The following is a 21648-nucleotide window of genomic DNA, read 5'->3' on the forward strand; positions in this document are numbered from 1 at the left end:
TTTAGTAGATTTCGGGATCATAAATCGTAGAACCAGATGTGCTATCCTGTGGTACGAGTATGTCTTGAAACTTCTGGCAGTCGATCTCCATATCAAGGTTAACTGGACGCACAAAAAGTCCTTTCTGGAGGTTAATGGTAGTGTCCTTGTAGACCTTTTCAAAGAAGCGACCTACAATTGGAAGTGCAGTCCATGCGCCCTGCCCTTGAGCCCAGTTTTGGAAGTGGATCGCTCGGTCATCTCCGCCTACCCAAGCACCAGCTACTAAGTCTTTGGTTACAGCCATAAACCAACCATCAGAACCATTCTGCGTTGTACCTGTTTTAGAGCCAATTGAGTTTTCAGTTTGGTTATAATCTGTAATTTTGTATTCTCTCCAAAGCCTAGCACCAGAACCGTTGGTGGTGGTTTCCTGTAACATATTTAGCATTACGTAGGCCACATCTTCACTAATGGCTCTTTTCTTTTCAGGTACTTTACTCCAGATTATATTGCCAAAGCGGTCTTCAATTTTGGTAACATAATGGGCTTCAATGTGTGTTCCTTTATTCGCAAATGTGCCAAAAGCCGAAACCATTTCTTTTACCGAAACATCTACCGTACCAAGCGCTATAGAATAATATGGCCCTATTTCCGATTCAACCCCTAATCTTCCTGCCATTTTAGAAACGTTATCGGGTTTTACAATGTCCATTACCCTAGCCGATATGGAGTTTACGGATTTTGCCATGGCGGTTTTCATGGTCATCTTTTCACCAGTAAAAACATTATCGGAATTCTGAGGGGCCCAAGGGTTCGATTGGCCTGGAATTGGAATCGTAATCGGTTGATCTACAAACTCATAACAAGGAGAGAATCCTTTTTCAACGGCCGTAGTATATAAAAACGGCTTAAATAATGAGCCTGCTTGCCTTTTTCCCAATCTTACATGATCAAATTTAAAGTATTCATAATCAATTCCTCCCACCCAAGCTTTAATTTGCCCGTTATGCGGATCGGCTGCCATAAAACCTGCTTGCAAAAAGTGTTTGTAATACTTCAGTGAGTCCATTGGGCTCATAAGTGTATCAATATCTCCCTTCCAAGAGAATACTTTCATCGGAACTTTCTTATTCAAATAGTAATCTATTGAGTCCGAACCAGCACCATATTCTTTCTCCAAGCTTCTATATCTTTGGGTTCTGGATAACGGTTCTCCCTCAATAAAACCTTTAATGACTCGACCTTGATCATCAATCCAAGGCTCGCGCATTTTTCCGTTGCCGTCTTTTAATGAGTTGAAGAAATTGGCTTGAACTTGACGCATGGTGCTATCTACTGCTTGTTCGGCATAGCGCTGCATTCTGCTGTCAATGGTGGTGTATATTTTCAGGCCATCGGCAAATAAATCGTAACCTAAATCTCTGGCAATTACAATAAGGTCTTTCTGTACCTCTGCTCTAAAATACTGGCCTGGACCAAAGTTTTGATCTTGGGCATTATAATCAAGAACAATGTCTTGAGGGGCTAAGGTATCATAAGCTGCTTTGTCGAGGTATCCGTACTCCACCATTTGGTTCATTACCACATTCCTTCTCGACTTTGAGTTTTCTGGATTTCTTAAAGGATTATAACGAGTAACTGCTTTTTGAAGACCCACAAGTACTGCTGCTTCTTCTACATTGAGTTGTTTTGGCTTTTTGTTGAAGAAACTCTCAGCGGCAGACTGAATTCCAAAAGTGTTGTTTCCAAAACTCACTTGGTTGAAATACATAGCCATCAGTTCGTCTTTGGTATATGACCTCTCCAATCGAACGGCTAAAATCCACTCCTTGGTTTTATAAATAAGTTGGTCTAACAAACCATTAATGCCTTCTAACTTTCCTTTTTCATCTTCTTCAATAACACGTGTATCAAATAAGTTTTTAGCCAACTGTTGAGTTACCGTACTTCCTCCTCCTTGTGGGTTGAAGGTAATCACCCCGAAAGCCGCCCTCAACATACTGCGTAGGTCAATTCCTGAATGGTTGTTGAAGCGAATATCTTCGGTAGCTTTTAGCGCATTGATCAAGTTAGGACCCAGTTGGTCATAGGTAACTGGCTTCCGGTTATCTCTATAATAAGCACCAAGAATTTCATCATCGGCACTAAAAAGCAATGAGCTTAGATTTTGCTCCGGGTTTTCTAGTTGGCTATAACTGGGGAGTTCTCCAAATAATTGGCCTGTATTGCTGCTTACCGCCCAGATGTATACCGGGAAGCCCACAAAAACTAAAACGAAGCCCACCCAAAGGAGTATCGTTAATTTTTTGAATATTTTTTTGTCACCTTTCTTCTCTTCCTTGGCCATGTCTATTGATAGAATGTATTATGAAATCTGAGGTAAGCCTCTAACTCTTTGGTTTGAAAGAGCATCTGAAAGTTATCTCGTGATATTGCAAAATTATTAAAATTTGAATCGACTTCTATTGTGAAGTTTGTTAAAGCTTTTTTGAAGGCTCTATGATAAGCCTCGACCGTTTTTTTGTCTTCAAAAGAATTGATAAACACAATGCCCAGCTTTTTACTCTCATCAAACTCCAATTGTCCCACGCTTAGTTTTAAATGAGAGAATGAATTTTTATTGAAATTCTCAATTGCAGCTTTTAAATCAGTAGTCTTTGTTACCTCACTGTTATATACAATCGCTAAAAGGTGAAGTTGTTTAAGGTCTTCGCTGTATTCAAAGTCATCACTCCTTACGATGGTTTCCTTTATTGGGTTAACTGCTATCAACAGGTCCTTGGCGTAATTGGTCAAACGGCCTTCTGGGTATTTGGATACAAAGGTTTTTAGGGCTTCTTCATACGAAAATAAGTTTTCCGTTTTGGCTTTTAATATGGCCGAAAGCAATTCTACAGTGGGTAGAAAGTCAACATCTTCAAAGGATTGTAAAGCACCCCGTAAAATCTGATCTGATTTTACATACTCTCCATTTTCATAGGCTTCATAAGCAGAGGCATATACTTTTTGCAATGCTTTGTTGCGTGCTTCCTTTTCAGCCAAGTAATTTGGGTTGATCAGTGTTTTGGCAATCAACGATTCAGGGAAAGCGTCAATGATTTGTTGCTTATAACCTTCGGCTTGGTTTGCATCAGTTTCAAGGTAAAGTGTATACAATGCATAAAGAGCCTCGAGTTTATACCCTGTATCAGGGTATTTTTGGACAAGCGTTTTGTAACTGGTTGCTGCCTTGGTGTCTTTTTCCAGTCCAAACCTATATACAGCACCTAACTTAAAATAAGCTTCCTGAATTTCTAAGTGCAGTTGGTCCTTTGCGTCTGGTGTGGTAGGAATAGTAGCCAGTAGTTCTTTTTTCTTTGCTGCCCTTCCTTCATCGGCTGGCGCGGCTTCTTCTGGTTTTTCAGTTGCGTCATCCGTAATACCGACTTCGGTCGATGTTTCCGTAGTGGAAGAAGCCTCTTTTGAAGAACGCCTCCAGTTGTCTTCTAGTTTTCTATTGCCCCAACGTCTTTGAAATTCTATTGTTCCAAGCTCTACTGCCGCATCGTTGTAGTAATACCAATCACTTGAAGACGTAGTCGAAGTAAAACCACCTCCGCTAGAAGGGGAGATAACGGAGCCTGTTGAAACTGCATTTTGTCTTTCTTCTTTCTCACGTGCTTTAGCCTCTTTTTCTTGTTGGTTCAAGTAGTTATCAAGGAAAGCATCTAATGATATCGCTGGTAGTTCTGCCAAAGAAAGCAGACTGTCATTCACCTGAATGGTTTTGAGCTGGGTTACAAAATTGTTGAGTACTTCTTTTCGTTTTACATGGATTGGGTAACCATCAATATCAGACGGCATTATGGAAACCGCACTGTCATAATAATTGCTGGACAGTTCGAATTTCTCATAGATATCAAAATAGAGCTGACCAATCCTTAAATAAGAAAGTGATTGCTGTCGGGGCGAAGGCTCTTCAACCGCTACCGCTTGCAAGTAGTTGCCAATGGCCAGGTCATAATGGGTCTGCTTCTTTTCGAATTCACCCATTTCGTAATAGATCTTGCCTTGGTACTCTTTGTTTTTCCCATCCTTTAAAAGCTGAGCGTAAAACTTTCTCACCCTTTCTATTTCTGCTGTGCCATTTACTTGACTTACCTGCTGCATATTCAGCTTTGCATGGAAAGTAAGGTCATAGGGTGGAGTGCCTTCGAGAGAGGCTTTATAGTATTTATAGGCTTCGGTATTTTGACCCTTTTCTTGTTCTATTTGGCCTAGAATAAAGTTGATTCTAGACTTAGTATCTTTTTTGGTAATCACTTCCGCCACCTCTTTGAGGTTCGTGGCCATGGCTTCATAGTCTTGCTCACGTTGATAGTAATACGCCAACATCACCTTATAATTGGCCATGTTTTCATCATTCAACTCCTCCGTTTCTAAGTAATTAGAAACCTCTTTGGCTTTATCCTTATCGCCAGCATCCATGTAGGTTTGCATTAAGGCAATCAGCGAGGCATGCCTTGTTGGATCGTCTTCGCTGGTTTGATTAATATACTGAAGGGTTTCAATAGCAAACTGAAACTCGGCCCTGAGGTGACGAATTTTACCAATAATCAGATAATTATCATCCGTCCAGTCGCTTGTTCCGTACCACTCAATAACTTGAGAAGCTTTTTTAAATGCATCGTCTAGTTTAGCCTTGTTGCTCTTTATGATACTTGAATCAATATCAGGATAGATTTTTAGTACTTGATCGTAATTATACTGGTATGAATCTTCAATTTGCTGGTTGACTTCATTTAAATATTGGTCAGCATAGAAGTATCCGTTGTACCGAGCGTTCATGTTCTGATACCCTTTGGAATTGCAGCCTATGAAGAGCGAAGTAATGGCCAGCAGACCAAAAAATCTGGCGATATGTAAAAATCTAAATCTCAAAATCTCGTTTACCCGATTAAGGAACGAAATTAAATCTTAATTAATACAAATAAAGGAAGTGGATTATCTATTAATCTATATTTTTGTTTCCCTTAGAAAATAACCGTGGCGAAGAATAAAAAAACACTCTCGAACTGGTTGAATAACAGGCATATCCTGATTATTCAGAATGAGGAAGACTTTTCTCATAAGGCGACCTACAATTTTACTTATGCAAGGATCGTCTTTTTTAGTCTTCTCGCATTAATTATAGTTTTTGTAATTAGTTTTTATCTTGTAAATACGCTTTTGGCCCAGTGGTTTGATCCTACGCATGCCGAAAGAGAAACCAGAAAGGATTTGGTAACCATGAGCCTATCGCTGGATTCATTGGCCACAGAACTAGAAAATAGAGATCTCTTTATTCAGAGCATGAAGCGCGTTTTGGATGGGGATCAAGCAATCGAAAATGAAGAGCTTGCAGAAACAAGTTCTGAATCAGTTCAGCTTACAAGGGATCCTAATTCTCAAGAAATTGACTCACTCTTTAAATCTGAATTTGAAACAGGAGGTGATTTTCTTCTAGGTCGAAATATGGATAACATGGAGTTGAGGCAGACCTATTTATTTTCACCTATCAGTGGTTATGTTTCTCAATCTTTCGACCCAAGAAACGAGCATTTTGGAATTGATGTGGTTTCAAAGAAAGACGAACCAGTAAAATGCATAGCGGACGGAACCGTCATATTTGCCTCATGGACACAAGATGCTGGTAATGTGATAGCCGTTCAGCACAAAGAAAATTTGATTTCAGTTTACAAACATAATTCTGCCCTCACTAAAGAAGTTGGCAATTTCATTAGTGCAGGTGAAATTTTGGCCATCATCGGAAATACTGGGGAGTTGACAAATGGCCCACATTTGCATTTTGAACTTTGGTATAATGGAAGTGCTGTGAATCCTGAAGATTTCATCGTATTTTAGACCCTCCCAACTCAACTATTATATAATATGTTTACATCTAAGGAAGAAAAGAGAGCTACCGAAGAACAAAGCAATACCAGTAATATTATTGGTAAAGACACGACACTCGAAGGCAGTATAGAGTCTATCGGTAATATAAGAATCGAGGGCAAAATATTTGGTCACGCCAAAGCTAAAGCCAAATTGGTGATGGGCGTAGACGCCATACTGGATGGTAATGTAACGGCCCGTACGGCTGAAATTGCCGGAACGATTAAAGGCAACATTGAAATTTCCGAATTGCTCATATTAAAGCCCACCGCAGTAATCAATGGTGATATACTCACCAACAAATTGGTAGTAGAGCCTGGTGCTACTTTTAATGGAGGCTGTAAAATGGGGCATTTAGCCAAAGAAATTGAAATTGGTAAGCCATTAAGTCAGACCAGAGAAGCAGCGATTAAAAGGGCTTAGTTTTTATTTCCATTCATCACTATTTTTAAAGGAAAGCCATAATAGTGCTGCGCTTTTATTGGCAGAAATATCTGTGCTGGCCGACTTGTAAGAAAGAACCCCTTCTGGTAAATCTTGGATGAAACCGTCAATCTTATCAGCTTCGATCGTAAACACTAGCTTGTCTCCAAGCCATTTTAAGGGAACGAAAGTCCTATCTTCTAAAATGCCTTGGTTTGAAGTGAGCTTCTGATACTTTCCGTTTTTTCTGTCAATGAGTATGGAATGAAAGCTTCCGAACTGCTCAAAGCGCAAGAAAATGTAGTTTTCGCCTACAGTATTCTTCATCCTGATTACTTTTTCGCCACTGTCTTTCACTTGCTTAGCAAGTGCTTTGTCCCCATAATAGTCTTCGTTGTCCCAAACCCAATCCTCGCCCAAATCAATTGTAAATAACGAATCGAAACTTTGTGTTACCCTATTCCATTGAAACATAGTATTATTCATTGGGTCTTGGTATAGGATGGTTTCGCTGTAAGGCTCAAAGTTATTTGGCCCCCAATTCGTTCTGAAAGGCTCAGGGGTCTCATAGGGTAATAAGCCAGACTCATACTCTAGTTCATTGTTTAGAACCACAATATTAATTGCTTCTTTTTCTTCATATAATCGATCACTGGTATCAAAAAAGAAATGATTGTTAAATGAATAAAGACCCGTTGTTGGGTAGTTAATGGGGACGGTTTTAACAAAATCAGCATCCGGATTATAATAATTTACTCGTCTGTTTTGAGCATCATAGACGGCTAACTGTTGTCCGTCTAACCAAGAATACCATAGTGCATGATAATCCTGAGCGGAGTCTCCCATTCTTTTAAAGTTTCGTATCAAGTTTCCATGGGAGTCAAAAAGGTGAATATCCCCATACCCGAAGGTTGACACTACTATGCTCTTGTCCCAAATATTGAAAAAGCGAATGAGCGGCAGTTCAGTATCTTTAGTTTGCTCAAGAAGGAGTAATTCTGCCGTATCGATTATGCCGTAAATAGGAACTGCTTCGCTATGCGCTTCTATGTTGTAACTGGCATAAGCCTCATTGGTCGATTCAGAAATAGACAATGCTTCCTTAATAGACGATGCTTCCTTATGGCCATTGCAGGCGGTGATTAGCAGCACAATCAGCACGAAATAAAGGAATTTGAAATTATAAATCATTAGTCCGCGGCATTTACACAAAGCTTTTGAAAATGGATTCTTATTTGTTTTTCAAACGGATTACCGTTCTACAATATCATAAATGTCAAAAGTCAAGTGATCTTCATCGTCTGTGTCAACCAAAACATAGATTCCGTTTTTTTGAAAAAAAACAAAGGACTCAACCATTCGGTTATTTTTCAATTCGCCTTTTACATTTAGCTCGTCATCACCTATTACAAACACTTTGTCAAAGGTTGTTGTATCTCCAAATGGATTATTAATGTCAATTTCATTTTCGTTCATTCCAGAATACCCAGCCCTTAAAAACACTTTTCTATATGGGTCATAATATATTTGCCCGTACCGCCCTTGACCGAAATAATACTTGCCACTTGTTTCCATATCCATAGCTATTTGGATAGATGCTATCGGAACAATTGGCTTTACTATTTTACTTCCAAAGTACTTACTAATAAAACTACCGTCCGGCTTTCGAATCTGAACGTAGGGGTCGATGGGGTAGCTATATGCCCTGTACTTTTCGTTTTCCGCCCTATGGTAGCGTAACTGCTCCAACATCCACATTTCACCTTTGTAGGCGGTAGGTAGAGGGCTATGTTTTTTCTTAACCTCTAGTGTTTTTAATGAGAAGTCAAACTCTAGAGAATCAGGCAGGTTAATAAGCTTTATATAAGGTGTTTGGGCAACTGAACTGAAATTGAATCCGGTGCTCGTTCTAAAAGCCCAACCCCTAGTCATTCCATAAGGTGCCGTTTTCCCTTCTTTGCCAAAATTATATTTGAAAACGACATCCTTCTTGTTATTAACAATCGTTATCTGGAGTGTACTGCGAGAGTAGAACATAATGGAGTCTCCCAAAAACTCATACTCAATTGTACTGTCGAATTTACCTAATCCATTAGGGCCTTGCTCAGGGAACTGCTGAATTGAATCGTAGGTTTGGGTCTTTAAGTTGTAATAATAAATACTATTGTTAAAGTGATTGAGAAAAGTGAAGTAGTCAGTTCCTTTCTTATTATAAGCTTGAAAGGCAACGGGCTTGTTTGATGACATAGAGTCCAAAGGAATTTTAAGCATCCCTGTTTTTATGGCCTCAACGGTAAAATCAGCATCTGGTATATCGAAGGTGGCAGGCTGTTTATCACCATTGCATGAGACTAAAAATAAGGCAAAAAAAACGGCAGTAAAAAAGGAGAAATAGTTTTTATGAAATTTATTCATAGTGCTAAAAATAATCAACGATTTCTTTAGTTCAAACAACTGTAGCATTACTTTTTATGTAACGCTATTTCAGGACGGGACATGTTATTAAAAAAAGAGCCGTAGATAAGTTTCAACCATTTGGTCTTGTGTTGGTTCTATATTACAAGACTGATGTAACAGAAGCAGAAATCCTCTATATTCGATTTTACTATGGCGCTTAAAAAAACTAATACATATCTCAAATACTCGCAACTGGGCATTCAAATGTTTGTGACTATTGGCCTATGCGGCTGGTTAGGGTTTAAAATGGATGAATGGTGGAACAGTGGTAAATCACTTTACATTATTATCATGATCTTCATTGGGGCATTCGGAGCCTTTTATATGTTATTTAAATCTTTACCGAAAGACAACTAAGCCAATTCTTTGGCCTAAATTTGTGGCCATGCAAAAGTTGAATAAACAAATTGCCCAAACTTTAATATTTTCTGGGGTGATTGCAGCCTTAGTTTTGGGGCTACAACAAATCGAAGGTTCTGAAAGCTTTATTCATGCCCAAATCTGGCCGATTCTTATTTTCTCGGCTGTACTGGGGTTGATTATTGTTGGAATGAGCCACTGGGGAGTTAAAAACTTAGACCCACAGAGTCGCACTAATCTTTTTTTAGGAACCACAGTTTTAAGGCTAATATTCAGCATGGTCTTTATAGGCATCGTTCTTTTTAGGGGAGTTGAAGATCAAATAATATGGGTGGCGGATTTTTTCGTGGTCTATTTATTCTATCTAGTGTTTGAAATATATACCATTCTGTCTAACTTGCGCCAAATTTCAGGATAGGGGTTAAAAACCATGATGAGACTACCAAAGATGAATACTTCCAAAATACTGATGATTAGCCTCTTAATGGCTCTTTTTAGTGTTTCAGGTTTAAATAATTTGAGAGCCTCTAGCGATAGCGATGGAGAGGAGAAAGCGGCAGGTGGCACTGATTTTATCATGCACCACATTACTGACGCCCACGAATGGCATTTAATTACCTTAGGTCATACCCACGTTACCATTCCTCTACCCGTAATTATTTATGATTACGAAGAGGGTATCAAAGTTCACATGTCATCTGCCTTTGTGGATGCAGATCACAATCCAATTGAAGTAGATGGTTACATGCTAGAGCACGGAAAGCTTCACTCTACCAACCAAGCCGAATTCATGGATTTATCGATTACCAAAAACGTAGCATCACTTATTATAAGTATTGTTGTTCTATCGTTGGTTTTCATTACCGTAGCAAAGCGCTACAAAAAAGGTGTTTCAGCGCCAAAAGGTATTCAGTCGTTTTTTGAGCCTATCATCGTTTTCGTAAGAGACGATATCGCTAAAACTAATATTGGTCATAAATATGAGCGCTTTATGCCTTATTTATTGACCCTATTTTTCTTCATTCTTTTCAACAACTTATTGGGCTTAACGCCAGGTGCAGCTAACCTTACGGGTAATATTGCTGTCACCATGACTTTGGCCTTGATCACATTCATCATTACCAATGTGAATGGAAGAAAAGCTTATTGGATGCACATTTTGTGGACACCAGGCGTTCCGCTTCCTGTTCGCCCAGTAATCCTTATTGTAGAAATTATCGGAATTTTCACTAAGCCTATTTCATTGATGCTTCGTTTGTTTGCTAGTATTACAGCTGGTCACATCGTTGTGTTGAGTATTGTAGGTTTGGGCTTTATACTTCAAAGTGTTGCAGTTGGTGTGGTGGGAACACTATTCTCTACTGTCATTTTGATCATTGAAATTGTAGTTGCCTTAATTCAGGCCTACGTGTTTACCTTGTTCTCATCTATGTACATCGGCCAAGCCGTTGATGATGGACATCATTAATTAGAATCTTTGTTTCATATATTAATAGACAAATTATGTTCGCTATTTTATTAACTGCTGGTTATGCCCTTATGGGAGCTGGTATTGGTGCTGGTCTTGTTGCAATAGGCGCAGGTCTTGGTATTGGAAAAATTGGTGCTTCTGCTATGGAAGGTATGGCTAGACAACCTGAAGCTGCTGGTAAATTGCAGTCAGGGATGTTGATCATCGCTGCCCTTATTGAAGTAATCGCCTTGTTTGGTGTAGTAGTGTGTTTCTTGTTGGCTAACAACGCTGATATCACTGGTGCTCTTTAATTTAGGTAATTGAATTAATGAATTCAGGCTTGTGCGTTAGGCACAGCCTGAGTTTAATTTTAACAAAAAGCGATATGGATTTATTACTACCAGATTCAGGATTATTAATCTACCAATTGGTAGGCTTTGTCATTCTATTATTTGTTTTGGGCAAATTTGCTTGGAAACCAATTTTAGCTGGCTTAAAAGAAAGAGAAGAAACTATCGAGAGCGCATTACTTGCTGCTGAACAAGCAAAAAATGAAATGCAGGCGCTTCAGGCAGATAATGAAAAACTATTAAAAGAGGCAAGAGCTGAAAGAGATAGTATTTTAAAAGAAGCTCTTACTGTGGCATCTACGATTAAAGAAGAAGCCAAAACAGAAACTTCTAAGATCACTGCTAGAATGATTGAAGATGCTAAAGCAGTAATCGAAAATGAGAAAAAAGCGGCTTTAACCGATGTGAAGGTTTTAGTAGCTCGTCTTTCTCTAGAGATAACAGAAAAGCTGTTAAGAAAAGAATTGGCCGATCAGAGTGCTCAAAAAGAGCTCATCGATGGCCTTGTAAAAGATTTGAACCTTAATTAGGTATAAATGTCTGTATACAGAATTGCTTCCCGTTATGCCAAATCACTGCTTGAACTAGCAGATGAGAAAGGTATGTTGGAAGACGTGAACAAAGACATGCTGCTATTTTCTCAAATGATTGAGGAAAACAGGGACTTTTTACTTTTGTTAAAAAGCCCGGTAGTGCCGCATGACAAGAAATTGACCATACTCAACCAAGTATTTGAAGGTAAAGTGAACAGCCTTACTTTGAGTATATTCAAAATTCTTGCAAAGAAACATCGTGAACAATATCTTCCTGCAATTGCAACAGAGTTCCACCATCAGTACAACGTTAAAAAAGGAATAGCAGAGGCTACGGTCACTACTACCTTCCCTATTGACGCTGGTTTGAGAGCAGAATTTGAGGCAGTAGTAACGAAGATTTCTGGCAAAAAAGTAGAACTGACTGAAAAGGTAGAGAAAGACCTTATTGGTGGGTTTATTTTGAAAGTTGGAGACCGTCAAATTGACGATTCAATCAATTCTAGATTGAAAGCATTGAAATTAGAATTTAGCAAAAACCCTTACGTAAAGGAGTTTTAAATAATTAACACATAACTGTATCATAACATGGCAGATGTAAGACCTGATGAGGTTTCAGCAATTTTAAGAGAGCAACTCTCTAACTTTAAATCAGAAGCTGAATTAGAAGAAGTAGGTACTGTATTGCAAGTAGGTGATGGTGTAGCCAGAATCTATGGCTTGTCTAAAGCGCAATCAGGAGAACTTCTTGAATTTGAAAACGGACTGAAGGCCCTAGTATTGAACCTTGAAGAGGACAATGTAGGAGCTGTATTACTTGGTGAATCAGCTGAAATCAAAGAAGGCGATACTGTTAAAAGAACAGGTAAGATCGCATCCATCAATGTAGGTGAAGGAATGGTTGGCCGTGTGGTTGACACCCTGGGTACTCCAATTGATGGTAAAGGACCTATTTCTGGCGAAACGTTTGAAATGCCATTGGAGAGAAAAGCTCCTGGGGTAATCTACAGACAGCCAGTAACAGAACCTCTTCAAACAGGTATCAAAGCGATTGACGCAATGATTCCAATCGGAAGAGGCCAAAGAGAGTTAGTAATTGGTGACCGTCAGACAGGTAAAACTGCTGTAGTTATCGATACTATTCTTAACCAAAGAGAATTCTACGAAAAAGGAGAGCCTGTATTTTGTATCTATGTTGCCATAGGTCAAAAGGCATCTACTGTAGCAGGAGTAGTAGCAGCCCTTGAAAAAGGTGGTGCAATGGATTACACTGTTGTGGTATTGGCCGGTGCTTCTGATCCTGCTCCAATGCAGTTCTTCTCGCCAATGGCGGGTGCTGCTATCGGTGAGTACTTCAGAGATACAGGAAGACCAGCTTTGGTAATTTATGATGATTTGTCTAAGCAAGCAGTAGCCTATCGTGAAGTTTCTCTTCTTTTGAGAAGACCTCCAGGACGTGAAGCTTATCCAGGTGACGTATTCTATTTGCACTCTAGACTTCTGGAAAGAGCTGCAAAAATTAACGATAACGATGATATTGCACAGGCAATGAACGACCTTCCTCCTTCTTTAGTAGGGAAAGTAAAAGGTGGTGGTTCTTTAACAGCCCTTCCAATTATCGAAACTCAAGCAGGTGACGTTTCTGCTTATATTCCAACCAACGTAATTTCAATTACAGACGGACAGATTTTCTTGGAAACTAACCTTTTCAACTCTGGTGTACGTCCTGCAATTAACGTAGGTATCTCTGTATCAAGAGTAGGAGGTAACGCTCAAATCAAATCAATGAAGAAAGTTTCTGGAACCTTGAAGCTTGACCAAGCTCAGTTCCGTGAATTGGAAGCTTTTGCAAAGTTCGGTTCTGATTTGGATGCATCTACTAAACTTACCATTGATAGAGGTAGAAGAAACCAAGAAATTCTTAAGCAAGCGCAGTTCTCTCCATCACCAGTAGAAGAGCAAGTGGCAATTATCTATGCTTCTGTAAAAGGTCTTTTAGATAAAGTGCCAGTTGAAAAAGTGAGAGAGTTTGAGAAGGAATTCTTAACAATCATGAGAACTTCTGAAAGAGCAGCACTCGATTTATTGAAAGCAGGTAAGCTAGACGAAGCTGCTACTTCAGCAATCGAAAAGACTGTAAAAGACTTAGCAAGTAGGTATTAATTTCATTAAGCCTAAATCGTAATAGATGGCGAATTTAAAGGAAGTAAAGGAAAGAATTAAGTCGGTATCTTCTACTCAGCAGATCACCAGGGCCATGAAAATGGTTGCTGCTGCCAAGTTGAGAAGAGCTCAGGATAAGATCATTCAATTGAGACCTTATTCAGAGAAACTATCGGCCATTCTTGCCAATGTATCTGCTGGTAACAGCGATGAGTCCATGACAACTTACGCGCAAGAGCGTGAAGTTAAAAATGTACTTATCGTTCCTGTGACCTCTGATAGAGGACTTTGTGGAGCATTCAACTCAAATATCAACAAAGCATTAAATGTAGTAGTAAAAGCCCATGAGGGTGCGACTATTCACGTGATGCCAATTGGTAAAAAAGCGTTCGATATGTCCAAAAAGCAGAAATTCACTAATGTGACTGCTTATTGGGATATGTTCTCTAAGCTGAGCTTTGAAACCGCTCGTGAGGCAGCTGAATTTGCGATGAATGGTTATGAGGAGGGTAGATACGACAAAGTTGTATTGATCTACAACGAGTTCAAAAACGTAGCAACTCAAATCATTAGAAGCGAGCAATTGCTTCCAATCGTTCAGACAGAGCAAGACAGTGCAGCTTCTACTTCAGGTACTGACTATATTTTTGAGCCTTCAAAGGATTTTATCGTTGAAGACTTGATTCCGAAATCGTTGAAAATTCAGTTTTACAAGGCCATATTAGACTCTAATGCTTCTGAGCATGGCGCTCGAATGACGGCCATGGGCAAAGCAACAGATAACGCTGGTGACTTGTTGAAAGAACTGAAATTGATGTACAACAGAACACGTCAGGCAGCCATTACCAAAGAGATCCTAGAGATTGTTGGTGGAGCAGAAGCTTTAGCTGCAGATAAATAGAAATTCAATTGTAATAAGTAGAGAAAGCCCTTTTGAGAAATCAGAGGGCTTTTTTGTTTGCTTCTGGTTCGTAACTTTCCATACATTTGATCCATTGCTATGAGAAAGCTTTTGATCCTTATTCAGAACCTTAGCCTTGACGTTACGGCAGGGGCTATAATTTGTAGCCTGTATATAGCCAGATTGTTCGGTGTTACCCTCGAAAACTCGATGCTCATCGGTTTGGGTGTAGCTATCTGGCTCATCTATACCATAGATCATCTTTTTGATGCTAAGAAGGGGAGTGGAAACTCAACTAACCAGCGCCATACTTTTCACCAGAAATACTTTAGGCCAATTGCCTTTGTTGCGTTGATCGTTTTTCTCATTGGAGTATTTAATCTGTACTATTTGCCTTGGGTTACTACCAAGCTAGGCTTAATACTGGCGCTATTGGTTTTGATTTACATTGGCTCTTTACACCTACTTAAGCTCAGCAAGACATGGCATAAGGAATTGTTAGCCGCCATAATCTACAGCTTTGGAATTTTCGTTGCCCCCCTTAGCTTATTGGAACACTGGGATGTTTTCGTGTTCTATGTTTTCGTGGTGTTTTTTCTCATTGTCATTACCAACCTACTTATATTCCCTATGTTCGAACATGAGAATGATAAAAATGGCGATAATCAATCTATCGTGACGCTCTACGGGCAAAGGTTTGTTAGAAAAATGGCTACCGTTATTCTGGCTAATAATGTGTTGTTGATCGTTTGCGGAATGGTTTACCTCAACCCTGTTATGACTGGAGTTCGTTGGTTAAGCTCTGAGTATATTTTGTTTATGATGACTTTGGCTTTGGCTGTGCTTCTAATGTTCCCAAGCTTTTTTCAAGCTAAAGATCGTTACAGGCTGGTGGGAGATGGTATTTTCTTTTTCCCTTTGATTTACCTTTTGCTGTGAAGAACAATTTCAACCTTATCGCCCCAGTATATGATGGCTTGGTCAAAGTGATTTTTGGGTCAAAGCTGAAACAGATTCAGGCTCAATTTCTACCCCTAATTCCTGAGAATGCCGGTGTTTTGATCATGGGCGGAGGTACTGGATGGATTATCAACGAACTGTTCAATACGGGCTTTAAAGGAAGGCTTACTTATGTAGAGGCCTCTGAAAAAATGATTTTCCTATCCAAGAGGAACTGTGAATTCAGTGACTCAATAGACTTTATACATGGCGAAGAAAGTGATCTTCCTGTTGATAGAAAGTATGATGTGATCATCACCAATTTCTTTCTGGATGTATTTTCCAAAACAAGATTGGACCAAGTAATAACAATCCTTTCTGAAAAACTCAATGAGGGAGGAGGGTTGTGGATCTGCTCAGATTTTTACGATACGGGTAAAACGAGCCATCGTTTTTTACTCTGGCTTATGCTCTCCTTTTTTCGAATTACTACACAACTAGAGTCCAAGCAACTTATCGATTTTCATCCTAAGCTTGAAAAGGAGGGCTATTTACGAAAACAGCATTTTCAAATGATGAATGGCCTTGTTTTCTCTTCTATATATACTAACGCACGATAAACTTAAAGCTTTGTCGCTTGCTAGTGAACTTGTCAGCGATAACGACCATATGGAGTCCTTTACCTAGTCCTGAGGTTTCCAGTTTTATCCTTCCACTTTGAGGCTTAAGTATTACCGATTGGCTGCTGATCAAGCCCCCTGCGCTTGAGATTATTTGAACAAGCACTTCACTCTCCGCTTCAACACTGTATGCTAAGGTGATTAGTTCTCCTTGGCTTACAGGGTTAGGGAATACATTGAAGGTTTGAGAGATGATCGCCTTTTCAATAAATATTCTTTTGATTTCCGAAACGGTAGAGGTTCCATTAAAGTCCGTTTGTCTCAGTCGATAAAAGTTATTACCAGATTTGGGCGCTATGTCCACGAAGAAATAATTATTGACCTCTTCACTATTGCCAGCCCCCACTAGTGTATGTATACTTTGAAAGTCCTCCATATTTGAACCCCTTTCAATGGTATAATATGCATTGTTGTATTCGGCTGCAGTGCTCCAGTCTAACCTAACGTAGTCCTCATTGGTTTTTTGAGCATCGAAAGATAACAGTGTAATCGGCAATGAAGTGGCTTGTAAGGAGCCTAAAGTGAAGTATTGCTTATCATTTAGGTTGACGGCAAAGGTCACCGTTTTGTTGGTCGCATTAATTGATGTTGGGGATACTAAAGTAACACCCGAAGTAAAGTTGCCATCGCTATCAAGCATTAACCTCACCTGATTCAGGTTGTTTGTACCAATACCAGTAGGTCCTGTTACTGCTGCTAAATCGAATGTTAAGTTCACGGTTCCTACCGTTCCTGTTTCTTGAACATACCATTCTCTGAATAATCTACCGCTCACTTGAGAAGAATTGTATTCAGTGTTTCCGTCTGCCTTTGTGCCTTCTTTTGCTACATTGTTATTTCCCCAAATCAAGAATGAGTTATCTGCAGAGAAAGCACCTGCCATTTCCATGGTCACTATAGCATCATCATTTTCACTTTTTGATTTCCATTGCTGAAAACATGAGGCATCATCACGACCAATTCCAGCAATGTCATTATTGTAAACAGATTGCTCTGACCAATCCCAAGTAATGGTTCCGGCAGAAGACAAATAATCTTCAGAAGCTGTACCTCCAGCATTTCTTGTGATTCCGTATTTGATCGCCAAATAGGACTCTACTTTTTGTTTTTCGTTCTCCGTTAGGTCATCAGAGAACACTAATACTTCAGCAATTCTACCGTTGAATTGCGAGGCCACATTTGGGTCATCATGGTTTCCAACTCCGAATGAGCCTGGACCGGTTAATGAAGTGTTGGTAGAGGCTGAAGACCCCACAATGAGCGAATTTATGTAAAGCTGAATAGCGCTTGCAGATGTAGATTTTATTCTTGTAGCGGTTGCGATAAATGGTTCAAAGTTATTATACACTGGCCCAGAAGCACTTCGAACGTTGAGGGTTGAGTTAGCTGAAGCATTTACGTGCACTCTTCCTTCAGAAATTCCCAGCCCATAATCATTATTACCCCCAGAATCACCACCTCCGATAATAGCAGGAGCATCTTCAAAATTGGTAGTAGACCCACCTGCCTGACCTGTTTCAAAAACTGCAATCAATGTGAAATCTTCTGAAACATTATTCCCCCCAGAGGTTTTCATGAATGAAGCATTTGTAGAATTAGGGTCACTTATACTGATCGCTGGGTTAAAGTTAATCTGATTCGTTTGATATTTAGGCTCCACCGGTACACCACCACCTAAATTGGTTTCTGAGGCATTTCTGCCAATTGTACTCTGATCTGCCCATGTATTTAAGTCCGTATTATTAGTTGTGCTTCCCGTGCCAGCATCTGCTTTTAACCATAAAGCCAAATCTGTTTTTATACCACCAGGTCCGCAAGTTTCACGCGCTGTACCTAAAGTAAAGTAATTGCCATTGGCAAAATTGACGTTATTAAAGGTGATCACATTTCCATTGAATGTTCCTCCCGAAATGGTTGAACCGCTGGCCATTGTTGCACTAGAGGATACTATTAATTGGAAGTTTGCAGGATTTGATGAATATCCTAATCCTGTGAGGTCAAAGGAAACAGAGGTGTTTCCAATCGTACCTGATTTGGCTACCCTCCATTTTCTCGTCATTCTTTGAGTTACGTTACCTGGCAAATCACTTGCACTCGCTCCTGACTGCAATGCGCTACCTGCATCTCTACCCCATACTAAGAACGAATTGTCTACAGAGAAACTATTAGGGTTCGAAACGTTGTCTGTATAAATCCCACCATTCCCAATGGTTACAATGGAACCCGAATTCGCACTTTTAGATTGTTTTTGTTGTAAGCAAGAGCCATCGTCTCTGCCTATTCCAGCAATGTCTTTATTATAAGTTGAGTTAGTCGTGGCATTCCAAATAACACTACTCGCAGAGTTTACATAGTTTTGAGCCGAATTCTGACTTAGTGTAATTCCGTATTTAATGGCTAAGTAAGACTGTATTCTTGCATGTTCTGCATCAGACGGACGTGCTGAAAATGAGATTACTTCAGCAATTTGGCCATCAAAATTATCGTTAGTGAAGGTGTTGGCATCTAAGTTTCCACCAATACGATAAGCTACATTGGTAGAAGTAAGTAAGTTACCATCACTCAAGTTTACTTGGTTGCGACCATTCACAAAAATCTCGGTACTGTTATTTGCTGCATTGTTTTTCACCCCAAACATCATGGTGGTATTATTGGCAATTGTGCCATAAGCGGCTTGTGATGTCGCTCTTCTATAACGTGTACCTGATCCTCCAATAGCATGAGTAATGATTTCGTCATTAAAAGCTCCTGTTACACTTCCCAAAGCCAAGCTGCCAAACTGATTTGAAGCGCTTCCTGGCACAGTAAATTCCATTATACTTTCTTGAGCCGAGGCAGAAGTATAGGCAAGATCTGTATTAATGACCATGTAGTAGGCGGCAGAATTAAAGCCTGCTATACCTGACATTTCTTCGGTGTTACTGTCATCAAAATTAAGGGCGGGATTATAGTTTATAGAATTGCTCTCGTAGTTTGGTTCATCACCCGAAGCAGCCGAAGCGCTGTTGCTACCTGCTTGGTCGGCCCATGTAATTACATTGCTTCCATTTGTAGTAGAGCTTGGCCCAACATCAGCCTTGAGCCATAAGGTTAGGTTTGTACTTACATCGCCAGGAGCACAATCAATGAAGGCCGTACCGATAGTGAAATATTCTCCATTGGCTAGATTTACATTGCTAAATGTGAGTGTACTTCCTACTAATACACCCCCTGTAATCACCGTGGCAGAAGAAAAATCACCATCTGAGCTATTTCCTGCCACAAGCAAACTGTAGTCAGAGGCTACAGGACTGCCTGAAACGCTTAATTTAGAAACATCAAATGCTATGGAGTTATTTCCAGTTTCACCTGTTTCGCCCGCACGCCACACTCTCTTTATGCGTTTAGAAATCAAGGGAGGAACGTCCGCAGTTTCTGTATCCGTTACAGCGGTTCCATCATTACCCCAAATCAACCACGAATCGTTTGAAGAAAAACTTCCCCCATGGTTGATTGTTACCACGGAATTGTTGTTTTCACTTCTTGATTTTTGTTGCTCAAAAGCGGAGTTATCATCTCTTCCTATTCCGGCAATGTCCTTATTGTACTCTAAAAATCCACCAATTGAAGCTGCTGAGGTTGTATTAAAAATTACCGAGCCGGCAGAGTTTGTATAATTGATTGGAGTTGATTGATCTAGCGTAATGCCATATTTGATCGCCAAATAGCTTTCAATCTTATTGCGCTGTATAAGTGGAAAGGCGCTAGGTTCATTACAATAGATAAGTTCTGAGATTTCTCCGTAAAATGAGTTTCCACTGTTGTTTGAGCCATCATCAAACTTTATATTACCATCAGATCCACCAAACTGAATTCCTCCAGTGTGTCGATAGAGTATACCAACGTTTCCGAATGACCCGAAACTCTGTCCGTTGAGATATGTGGTGATTGTACCAGTCCCTGATGAATTTCCATTTTCCTCTAATGTCACAATGTACTCAGTATTCATGTTTACTGCAGTACTTACTGTGGTTACGTTTCCGTTGTTATTCCATGGTGCCCCAGGCCCGTCATTTGGAGTGTTCCATGCTGTAAGGTGGAGGTTACCGTTACGGATATAAATATTTATACCTCGTGAATTCCCTCCTTGTTTGTACAGTACCTGTCTTGTATTGATGTCACTTGCACTTGTGCGAAATGCTAGGTTAATTCCCTTTTTGGTGTAGGACGTGGCCGTATTGAAACCGTCATTATTTGATATATCTAGGCTGTTGTTGCCATTCCCAAAATCAGCCGTAGGGTTAAAGTTAATATGGCTTGAAGTACTTCTATACACCACCGTTCCAGTATTTGAGGTGGCGTCATTATCACCTATCCACTGGTCTTGCCAGTCGGTTATGGTGCTACCATCTGTGGCAGTAGTAACTCCTACGTTGGCTTTTAACCAAGTAGTTAGGGCTGCTTTATAACCGCCAGGCCCTACAGCTGGCGAAAGACAATTGTCTGATGAAACAGCCGCGGCTACTCCAGCCACTAAGTCAAGGCCAGAAACAGATGAAAGTGTGGTGGTCGGAAAAGTACTAATGTCGGTTAAATCAATTCCAGGATTTGATTCATTTGTATCGGAAGCGAAAATTGAATAGCCATAAACAACTTGATTGGCTGCAACACCCAACTCTGTGAAAGAAACAGCAACGCCCTTAATGGCCTGAGCCGCTTGGTTAGCCATCGTGCCAATATTAAGTAATGGTAAAGGGTTTTGACCTACCACCTGCCTTCTTAAAATCAAATAGTTATTGAAGGTTTGTCCTGTTCCGGTCCAATCAGAGGCTTCGATAAGTACAGTTGATGAATATCCATTTGGATCACCGTTACTGTCTAACGAAGTAATCGCTGCCACACGAATATTGTCATTACCCCCTCTTTCTAAAACAGGGAAAACAGCATTGTCGGGTTCGCAGGTTGCAACACCAGTATACCAAATGATATCCACTCGTTCAATCTGAGCCTGTATAGCGTCTCCCGCCAAATCATCTTCGTTTACTAAAATGTTATCATAACCCGCATTAATATTTCCAATTTGATAAATAAGGTCGGCATCGGATACAGCCCTTGGGTCTAAGTCTAATTGATTAGGAGTAGTGCTTGTATTGATTTGATTTAAGGTATACCAAATGTTTACGAATTTACTTCCATCGGTTCGCCTTATGGCTAAGGTGTCTGGAGCCAAAAAATTGCTATAAGTATTACCGCCAACAACATAACTCGTCACTGTAATGTCATTTCCTGTACCGTTACGCACAGTATAAACCGTACTGTTGTTAAGGCTATTACTCGCGTCAGCGGGAGCGGTTTGATTATATTGAGAATCTGGGGCAGCTGTAGAGCTTACATTAATGGCAGTAATTGGGGATTGCCCAAAGAGTATTTGGTTTGAGCATACGATCAAACACAAAACAAGAAATCTTTTGACCAGTTTTAGTATTAACACGACACGTTTGGTTAAATACAGCAT

General features: G+C 39.9%; 17 protein-coding genes. 12 read left to right on the forward strand and 5 right to left on the reverse strand.

Annotation, left to right across the window (positions count from 1 at the left end; genetic code table 11):
• Position 1: 1 nt before the first annotated feature.
• Positions 2–2329, reverse strand: a complete 2328-nt coding sequence (locus AWN68_RS03025; protein ID WP_068411229.1) for a transglycosylase domain-containing protein — start codon at positions 2327–2329, stop codon at positions 2–4.
• 2 nt (positions 2330–2331) lie between these two features.
• Positions 2332–4902, reverse strand: coding sequence for a type IX secretion system periplasmic lipoprotein PorW/SprE (gene porW, locus AWN68_RS03030; RefSeq protein WP_157716051.1), 2571 nt, complete (start codon positions 4900–4902; stop codon positions 2332–2334).
• A 105-nt stretch (positions 4903–5007) separates the two neighbouring features.
• On the opposite strand from porW, the gene AWN68_RS03035 reads away from it, so the two are divergent.
• Together AWN68_RS03035 and AWN68_RS03040 are read left to right on the forward strand one after the other, a co-directional pair.
• Positions 5008–5865 (forward strand): M23 family metallopeptidase, encoded by an 858-nt coding sequence (locus tag AWN68_RS03035; RefSeq protein WP_245657925.1) that lies wholly within the window; start codon positions 5008–5010, stop codon positions 5863–5865.
• Between the two features lie 27 nt (positions 5866–5892).
• Positions 5893–6318 carry a bactofilin family protein gene (locus tag AWN68_RS03040; protein ID WP_068411234.1) on the forward strand — a complete coding sequence of 142 codons (426 nt, stop codon included), beginning with the start codon at positions 5893–5895 and terminating at the stop codon, positions 6316–6318.
• Positions 6319–6321: 3 nt separating this feature from the next.
• On the opposite strand, the gene AWN68_RS03045 is transcribed toward AWN68_RS03040, so the two are convergent.
• Together AWN68_RS03045 and AWN68_RS03050 are read right to left on the reverse strand one after the other, a co-directional pair.
• The gene (locus tag AWN68_RS03045; RefSeq protein ID WP_068411237.1) at positions 6322–7509 is read right to left on the reverse strand and encodes a 6-bladed beta-propeller; all 1188 of its coding nucleotides are present in this window, start codon (positions 7507–7509) and stop codon (positions 6322–6324) included.
• A gap of 60 nt (positions 7510–7569) precedes the next feature.
• Positions 7570–8733, reverse strand: a complete 1164-nt coding sequence (locus AWN68_RS03050) for a DUF4221 family protein (RefSeq protein ID WP_068411239.1) — start codon at positions 8731–8733, stop codon at positions 7570–7572.
• Between the two features lie 192 nt (positions 8734–8925).
• Between AWN68_RS03050 and AWN68_RS19275 the strand changes: the two genes are divergently transcribed.
• The 10 genes from AWN68_RS19275 to AWN68_RS03100 all read left to right on the forward strand — a co-directional run bounded on the left by AWN68_RS19275 (position 8926) and on the right by AWN68_RS03100 (position 16094).
• On the forward strand, positions 8926–9132 hold the full coding sequence (locus AWN68_RS19275) for an AtpZ/AtpI family protein (RefSeq protein ID WP_068411242.1): 207 nt from the start codon (positions 8926–8928) through the stop codon (positions 9130–9132).
• Positions 9133–9169: 37 nt separating this feature from the next.
• Complete coding sequence (locus AWN68_RS03060) at positions 9170–9553, forward strand: hypothetical protein (RefSeq protein WP_157716052.1); 384 nt, start codon at positions 9170–9172, stop codon at positions 9551–9553.
• Between the two features lie 12 nt (positions 9554–9565).
• Complete coding sequence (atpB, locus tag AWN68_RS03065; RefSeq protein WP_245657926.1) at positions 9566–10603, forward strand: F0F1 ATP synthase subunit A; 1038 nt, start codon at positions 9566–9568, stop codon at positions 10601–10603.
• A gap of 35 nt (positions 10604–10638) precedes the next feature.
• Positions 10639–10899, forward strand: coding sequence for an ATP synthase F0 subunit C (gene atpE / locus AWN68_RS03070; protein WP_068411247.1), 261 nt, complete (start codon positions 10639–10641; stop codon positions 10897–10899).
• A 74-nt stretch (positions 10900–10973) separates the two neighbouring features.
• Positions 10974–11468, forward strand: a complete 495-nt coding sequence (atpF, locus tag AWN68_RS03075; protein ID WP_068411248.1) for a F0F1 ATP synthase subunit B — start codon at positions 10974–10976, stop codon at positions 11466–11468.
• Positions 11469–11474: 6 nt separating this feature from the next.
• Positions 11475–12032: an ATP synthase F1 subunit delta gene (gene atpH, locus AWN68_RS03080; protein ID WP_068411249.1), complete on the forward strand. Its 558-nt coding sequence runs from the start codon at positions 11475–11477 to the stop codon at positions 12030–12032.
• A gap of 27 nt (positions 12033–12059) precedes the next feature.
• The gene (atpA, locus tag AWN68_RS03085) at positions 12060–13634 is read left to right on the forward strand and encodes a F0F1 ATP synthase subunit alpha (protein ID WP_068411252.1); all 1575 of its coding nucleotides are present in this window, start codon (positions 12060–12062) and stop codon (positions 13632–13634) included.
• Positions 13635–13659: 25 nt separating this feature from the next.
• Positions 13660–14535: an ATP synthase F1 subunit gamma gene (gene atpG, locus AWN68_RS03090; protein WP_068411255.1), complete on the forward strand. Its 876-nt coding sequence runs from the start codon at positions 13660–13662 to the stop codon at positions 14533–14535.
• 99 nt (positions 14536–14634) lie between these two features.
• Positions 14635–15474: a hypothetical protein gene (locus AWN68_RS03095; protein WP_068411258.1), complete on the forward strand. Its 840-nt coding sequence runs from the start codon at positions 14635–14637 to the stop codon at positions 15472–15474.
• Complete coding sequence (locus AWN68_RS03100) at positions 15471–16094, forward strand: class I SAM-dependent methyltransferase (RefSeq protein ID WP_068411260.1); 624 nt, start codon at positions 15471–15473, stop codon at positions 16092–16094. The genes AWN68_RS03095 and AWN68_RS03100 overlap by 4 nt, the downstream gene beginning before the upstream one ends.
• On the opposite strand, the gene AWN68_RS03105 is transcribed toward AWN68_RS03100, so the two are convergent.
• Positions 16081–21624 carry a beta strand repeat-containing protein gene (locus AWN68_RS03105; RefSeq protein ID WP_157716053.1) on the reverse strand — a complete coding sequence of 1848 codons (5544 nt, stop codon included), beginning with the start codon at positions 21622–21624 and terminating at the stop codon, positions 16081–16083. The two genes, AWN68_RS03100 and AWN68_RS03105, sit on opposite strands and share 14 nt — an antisense overlap.
• Positions 21625–21648 lie beyond the last annotated feature (24 nt).

Origin of the sequence: Roseivirga echinicomitans (genome assembly GCF_001592935.1) — a bacterium.
Lineage (GTDB): Bacteria > Bacteroidota > Bacteroidia > Cytophagales > Cyclobacteriaceae > Roseivirga > Roseivirga echinicomitans.

Bases quoted from the DNA above. Each gene is read 5' to 3' on its own strand.
- AWN68_RS03025 (WP_068411229.1), bottom strand. From the start codon at position 2,329: ATGGCCAAGGAAGAGAAGAAAGGTGACAAAAAAATATTCAAAAAATTA.
- AWN68_RS03040 (WP_068411234.1), top strand. From the start codon at position 5,893: ATGTTTACATCTAAGGAAGAAAAGAGAGCTACCGAAGAACAAAGCAAT.
- AWN68_RS03045 (WP_068411237.1), bottom strand. From the start codon at position 7,509: ATGATTTATAATTTCAAATTCCTTTATTTCGTGCTGATTGTGCTGCTA.
- AWN68_RS03050 (WP_068411239.1), bottom strand. From the start codon at position 8,733: ATGAATAAATTTCATAAAAACTATTTCTCCTTTTTTACTGCCGTTTTT.
- AWN68_RS19275 (WP_068411242.1), top strand. From the start codon at position 8,926: ATGGCGCTTAAAAAAACTAATACATATCTCAAATACTCGCAACTGGGC.
- atpB (WP_245657926.1), top strand. From the start codon at position 9,566: ATGATGAGACTACCAAAGATGAATACTTCCAAAATACTGATGATTAGC.
- atpE (WP_068411247.1), top strand. From the start codon at position 10,639: ATGTTCGCTATTTTATTAACTGCTGGTTATGCCCTTATGGGAGCTGGT.
- atpF (WP_068411248.1), top strand. From the start codon at position 10,974: ATGGATTTATTACTACCAGATTCAGGATTATTAATCTACCAATTGGTA.
- atpH (WP_068411249.1), top strand. From the start codon at position 11,475: ATGTCTGTATACAGAATTGCTTCCCGTTATGCCAAATCACTGCTTGAA.
- atpA (WP_068411252.1), top strand. From the start codon at position 12,060: ATGGCAGATGTAAGACCTGATGAGGTTTCAGCAATTTTAAGAGAGCAA.
- atpG (WP_068411255.1), top strand. From the start codon at position 13,660: ATGGCGAATTTAAAGGAAGTAAAGGAAAGAATTAAGTCGGTATCTTCT.
- AWN68_RS03095 (WP_068411258.1), top strand. From the start codon at position 14,635: ATGAGAAAGCTTTTGATCCTTATTCAGAACCTTAGCCTTGACGTTACG.